Annotated in this window: 6 protein-coding genes; 3 read left to right on the forward strand and 3 right to left on the reverse strand. The window is 42.8% G+C overall.

All coding sequences use genetic code 11. The features are described from left to right. Nucleotides 1-388: 388 nt before the first annotated feature. The 3 genes from BM124_RS18280 to BM124_RS18295 all read left to right on the forward strand — a co-directional run bounded on the left by BM124_RS18280 (nucleotide 389) and on the right by BM124_RS18295 (nucleotide 3,568). Complete coding sequence (locus BM124_RS18280; protein ID WP_093339943.1) at nucleotides 389-1,015, forward strand: transposase; 627 nt, start codon at nucleotides 389-391, stop codon at nucleotides 1,013-1,015. Between the two features lie 33 nt (nucleotides 1,016-1,048). Further along, on the forward strand, nucleotides 1,049-1,429 hold the full coding sequence (locus BM124_RS19570; protein WP_170841230.1) for a transposase: 381 nt from the start codon (nucleotides 1,049-1,051) through the stop codon (nucleotides 1,427-1,429). 513 nt (nucleotides 1,430-1,942) lie between these two features. Beyond that, complete coding sequence (locus BM124_RS18295) at nucleotides 1,943-3,568, forward strand: flavin-containing monooxygenase (RefSeq protein ID WP_093339949.1); 1,626 nt, start codon at nucleotides 1,943-1,945, stop codon at nucleotides 3,566-3,568. Nucleotides 3,569-4,009: 441 nt separating this feature from the next. Here BM124_RS18295 and BM124_RS18300 read toward each other — a convergent pair whose 3' ends face one another. The 3 genes from BM124_RS18300 to BM124_RS18310 all read right to left on the reverse strand — a co-directional run. Then, nucleotides 4,010-4,249 (reverse strand): hypothetical protein, encoded by a 240-nt coding sequence (locus tag BM124_RS18300; RefSeq protein WP_093339953.1) that lies wholly within the window; start codon nucleotides 4,247-4,249, stop codon nucleotides 4,010-4,012. Nucleotides 4,250-4,548: 299 nt separating this feature from the next. Next, a complete protein-coding gene (locus BM124_RS18305; protein ID WP_093339956.1) occupies nucleotides 4,549-4,731 on the reverse strand; it encodes a hypothetical protein in 183 nt (60 codons plus the stop codon). A 339-nt stretch (nucleotides 4,732-5,070) separates the two neighbouring features. Next, a partial coding sequence (locus BM124_RS18310; protein ID WP_139217169.1) for an aminotransferase-like domain-containing protein occupies nucleotides 5,071-5,775 on the reverse strand: 705 nt, incomplete at its 5' end.

Below are 5,775 nucleotides of genomic sequence, written 5' to 3' on the forward strand. Positions count from 1 at the left end.
ATATCCCGCACCGCCGAAGACTGCATGTGGTTGACCCGTTTTGCAAAACCGTATTTCATGAGCGTTAGCCCCTTTGTCTTGGATTATTACGCTCATTTATTATAACACAGCTGTCCGCCGAATCCGATACGAAGACAGAATGTTCAGCCATCCACTCTTTCAATACCCTCTGTGCTGTATGTTTGGGAAAAGAACTTACTTTTCATTTTCAATATACGTTGACTTTATAAGAACAGAGGGGGTCTGCCATATGTGTCCTGTAGCACAGTCATCATCTATCGATCATTTCTTAAAGCCTATGAATGTGTCTCTCCATGTACTCAAGCCGCCATATCAGCATCATTCCCATCTCCTGCGGGGTATGATTCAATAGCGGCCGAATAGAAGTATGACCGTACGACGGAACAGCAGTTTATGGCACCGCCAACTCACATCGGTAACGCGATTTTTTCAATACGGGCAGTGGAACGAGCAGGGCGTACAGCGAAAGCTGCAGAGGGCTATCTATCAACAGATTCAGCAGATGTCCTCTTCCGAGGATCCCTTGATGGTTATTATCGATGACAGCATCTGTCCAAAAACCAAGCCTTCGTCACAGGCTTTGGAACCGACAGAAGGAGCTTCCTATCACTTTGATCACAAACAAGGAAAACCTATTTACGCTCATCAGTGGGTAACGACGATGATAGGAGCCCGCGGCTCCTTTCTACCCTTTGCCATGACGCCTTATGTAAAAGAAGAGTATTCGAAACTTGATATGGCCCGGGATTATATGGATCAAATACCGGACGGCACGTGGGACGTTTATGTCCTGACAGACAGCTGGTATGCTGCCACATTGCTGATTGACTACATTCAAGAACGTGGATGGCATGTCATCGGAGGTCTGAAAAGCAACCGTGTTCTGCTGAATGACCGCGTTTCTCAACCCGTCAGGGAATGGGCGCAACAAAAGGAAGACCAAACATCCTGCATCGTCACCGTAGGAGACACTTCCTACCGCGTTCATCGTTAGGACGGGGCACTGAAAGGCGGACTCCAGGGAACGGTGCTGGCGTGCCGCCCTACTCATACAGCAGCCAGCGAATCATCGGTTCGCTATTTCTTCTGCACAGATTCTAGCTTAACCGCCCAAAAGATCCTGCTTTTCTACGCTGAACGTTGGAACATCGAAACCTTTTTTCAAGAAACGAAGGACAAACTCCATATGGGAGATTACAGGCTGCGATCCCTTTTTGCTATCAAGCGTTACATGTTGGTGCTTCAACTTGCCTATACGTTTATCGTGCAGCATTACCAACAGGGATTCTCTATAGGATATTGGCGGGCTAACAAGGAAAGGCGCCGTTCTCTCCTGTTCTATGTTTATCAGAAAGCCCAAAAGGGCGTGTCCCCGCAGTCTCTTGAAAAAGAGTTGATGATGGCCTAAGGAGATATGTAAGCTCCAAAGTAAAATATTAATTCTATTGGATATTACTGTTACTAATTATGCAACTTTAGAGATCACCTATATCATTGACATATATTTGATAAATTATTTATAATTTCAATATGACTACAAATGATTCCTGGAAATTACAAATAAGAAAAGGGCTATTTGAGGTAATAATAGTTCGAAAGAATTAATAGCTTATTAAGTACATTTTTTAGTGATATTCAATCTACGTTCATAACCTTTTTTGCAATTGTATTATAAATATGTGCGTTTGGTACATGGGCAGGGGATGAGCAAACCCGGCCCAAGATTTAAGAAAGGTCCTGTGCTGTGTGCAGGTGAGATTGTTGTATTTCTACTTGCTAATCCAATTGTTAGCTACTTCCAAAATAATTTATAATTTGGAGGCTTTATAATGCGTGAAGAAAGTTTCATGGACAGAAAAGAATGATTAAGAGAGCAAAACTAAAATTTAATTACAATAATTTTCAACGGGGGGGAACAATTATGAAAAGACAAAACGAAAACAGAACAGATTATGATGCTGTTATTGTAGGCGCTGGTTTTTCAGGGCTTTATATGCTTCATTCATTACGAGAGTCCGGTTATTCAGTGAAAGTGTACGAAGCTGCCGACGGTGTTGGTGGTGTCTGGTACTGGAATCGTTATCCGGGTGCCCGTTGTGATTCGGAAAGCATTTATTACAATTATACCTTTTCAAAAGATTTATATAAGGAATGGAGCTGGTCATCACGGTTTGCATCACAGCCAGAAATTCTCGAATACTTGAACTTTGTAGCTGATAAATTTAATTTAAGGAGTAACATACAATTTGGCACGCATGTAACATCTGCACAATTTAATGAACACTGCAACTCCTGGCAAATCACAATCAATGGTGAAGAAACGATTCAATCGAAATTCTTTATTACAGGTGTTGGATGTCTATCTACAGCCAATGTTCCTCAATTCGAGGGAATCGATCAGTTTAAGGGTGATTGTTATCATACTAGTAATTGGCCAATTGAAGGCGTTGATTTCGAAGGAAAACGAGTCGGGGTAATTGGCACAGGGGCTAGTGGAATTCAGTCGATCCCTATTATTGCTAAAGAAGCCGAACATCTGACTGTTTTTCAACGAACACCACAATATAGTGTTCCGGCTGGTAATCATCCGTATCATGGAACATTTAACAAACAGGTTAAATCAAGTTTTGAAAACCTACGTGATACTATGAGACATTCTGATTCTGGAACAGGTATCCCACCAGGAAATCGATCAGCACTGGAGGACTCGCCAGAAAAACGGGAAGAGATTTTTGAACAAGCCTGGGAAAAAGGTAGCCTATATCTATTCAACACCTACAATGATCTTATGGTGAACGCCGATGCCAATGAAACAGTTTGCAGATTCATTAGGAATAAAATTGATGAAATTGTCGAAGATACGAAAGTGGCCGAGATGTTGAAACCAACATACTATTACGGTACAAAACGACCCGTTTTAGATACAGATTATTATGAGACGTATAATCAGGATAATGTATCATTGGTTGATGTCAAAGCGAATCCCATTAAAAAAATCACGACTAAAGGAATACAAACAACAGCGGAAGAACATGAATTAGACATTATCGTGTTTGCGACAGGTTATGACGCCATTACTGGTACCCTATTGAAAATGGATATAACCGGCCGAAATGGCTTAAGTCTTTATGATAAATGGGCTGGAGGATCAACTGTTAGAACTTATTTGGGTCTTGCGATGAATAGTTTCCCAAATATGTTTACCATTACTGGTCCAGAGAGTCCATCTGTGTTGACGAATATGCCGATATCCATCGAACAACATGTTGAGTGGATTCGTGATTTCATCGTTTATATGGATGAACATAATATAGATGTAGCTGAAGCTGAGGACGAAGCTGAAAAAAATTGGAGTCAACATTGTCGGGAAATAGCTGAGAAAACACTTTTTGTCCATACTGACTCTTGGTATAATGGCTCAAATATAGATGGAAAACCACGTGGATTTCCTCTATACCTTGGAGGGGTCGAGTCTTATCGCAAGATATGCGCTGATATTGCGAATAATGTTTATGAAGGATTTTCTTTAAGAAGTTTTAGCAAATAAGAAATATAACTTGGTAAAATAGAGGTTTCATCATAATGACAGAAATGCTAATGTTTTTAACGCATAACATAATATTATTTAAATAATCGTTTCCAAAATGACCGCTTTTTCTGTTCCGTAGTACGGTCATGCTTCCATTCCGCCGCTCTTAAATCATCCCCTGCAAGAGGGGGGAAAGATGCCGGGTTTGGTACATGGAGAGACACATTCATAGGCTTTAAGAAATGGTCGATAGATCATGACTGTGCTACAGGACACATATGGCAGATCCCCTCGTTGTACGTGTTTGTCAGCGCATCCATCGCATGAGCAGATTTTGAGGTTCTGTCTTTTTATGAACATGTATGAAAATTTTTTCTATAAGTTATGCAACTGCAAAGTTTTCATTATCACGAATTGAATAAATTTTTGTTCCTTCCTCTAAGATTTTGAAAGGAAATTTTATTGTGGTGTCATTGGAATCTTACTCTCCACTTTTCTCATTTCCTTTTCTAATGAATATAACCCTTTATTAATATTGCCATTTGTTTCATATATAGTACCATTGACTTTAACCATTCCATGTATCGAACCTGAATCTCCCCCTAAGCTTGTTTCGGTTTTTTCATTACTTTGGGAATCTATAGAACAACCTGCTAACATCAAACAGACGATAGTAGACAAAACCAGGAAGTTTTTCACTCCTTATCTCCCCTTTTCGCTTATCAAAATTTATACCTAGCCGTTATCCATATGCATGCTGCTCTTCATTGTACAATTCTTCTACTCTTGTCTAAGATAACATCAAAGCTACTGTCATAAGAGCAATTATCTTGAGAATAATCTTCACTTCATTTCACCTACTATTTCCATGTTACAAAAATAGCCTCGTCTTTTCATTCGATGGTTGGATGAATACCACCTTCAAGCCAATTTCGCTTTTTTCATATGCCACTATTCATTCACACACTGTATACCGGCAGGGACTGCATTCTAAGGCGTCAGGAGGATTTGTTACGTATCCGCAAAATCAGGGATGGGACGAAAAGGATGATTCCTGCGGCTGTGCCTATCATCTGCCCTATATAAAAGTCACCGGTTCTCACATAACCAATCACAAATCCGCTTCCAAAAACGATAAGCAGATTAATCGAGAACAGTAATAAAGCTGAGTTCTGCTGCATCTTTGCCCCCTCTTTCTATTTATCCTGCTCTCATTTCACAACCCATAAATTCACATTTCTACCATCTTCATATGTATGCCAAGGGACACTGCGATGGAAAAACAGCGGCTTCGTGTCCTTCCATCCTGCATCCGTGGACACTAAGCCGCGGGAATCCGGCGCCAGTGGTTTCTCTTTTTCACCGGTGGATACTAATCGCAGTAAACAGAGTGATAGTGTCCACAACCTGCCCTTGCATGGACACTAACACATGAACTCATTAACTTAGTGTCCCTTTATCCTCCCCGCAACGCAAAAAAAAGATGGAATCCCGCGCGCAGGATTCCATCCATCAGCATCTTATTTCTGGACCGGCGCGCTGTTCATGACTTCCACCAATCGTTTCATGCCTTCTTCGATCATGTCCGGTTCGGCGTTGGTGAAGTTGAGGCGCATCGTGTTCTGGGCGGGCTGGTTCACGTAGAACGGGGCGCCGGGTACGAAGGCGACGCCGTTGTCGACCGCGTCGTCGAGGAGCGCTTTTGTGTTCACGTATTCGGGCATGGAGACCCAGAAGAACATGCCGCCTTTTGGTTCGTTGTAGCGGATGTCGATGTCACCCGCACGGTCGAAAATGTCTCTCATGACATGCATCCGTTCCTTGTACGTGCGCTGCAGCGTGCGGATGTGGGCGTCGAGATCAAAGTCCTCGAGAAGTTTCACGAGCGCGTGCTGGGTGAGCGAGTTCGTGTGCAGGTCGGTTGCCTGCTTGGCCTGTGCCATCATCCGGATGATCTGATACGGCCCCGTAATCCAGCCGGTGCGCATGGCGGGCACGACCGTTTTGGAAAAGGTGCTCGTGTAGACGACGTATTTGTTTTCATCGAGTGAAGCAAGCGGCGCCACGGTTTCTGCTTCATCGAACTTGATGTCGCCGTACGGGTCATCTTCGAATACGATCGTGTGGTACTTTTCCGCGAGCCGGAGCAGTTCTTTTCTCCGCTCGAGCGACCAGACTTTGCCGTCGGGGTTGGAGTACGTCGGAACGATGTAGATACACTTCGG

The sequence above is a fragment of the Salibacterium halotolerans genome (assembly GCF_900115625.1).
Taxonomy (GTDB): Bacteria; Bacillota; Bacilli; order Bacillales; family Marinococcaceae; genus Salibacterium; species Salibacterium halotolerans.

What these genes read in the sequence shown, in the direction of transcription:
- BM124_RS18295 (WP_093339949.1), top strand. Translation starts at nt 1,943, where the DNA reads ATGAAAAGACAAAACGAAAACAGAACAGATTATGATGCTGTTATTGTA.
- BM124_RS18305 (WP_093339956.1), bottom strand. Translation starts at nt 4,731, where the DNA reads ATGCAGCAGAACTCAGCTTTATTACTGTTCTCGATTAATCTGCTTATC.
- BM124_RS18280 (WP_093339943.1), top strand. Translation starts at nt 389, where the DNA reads ATGACCGTACGACGGAACAGCAGTTTATGGCACCGCCAACTCACATCG.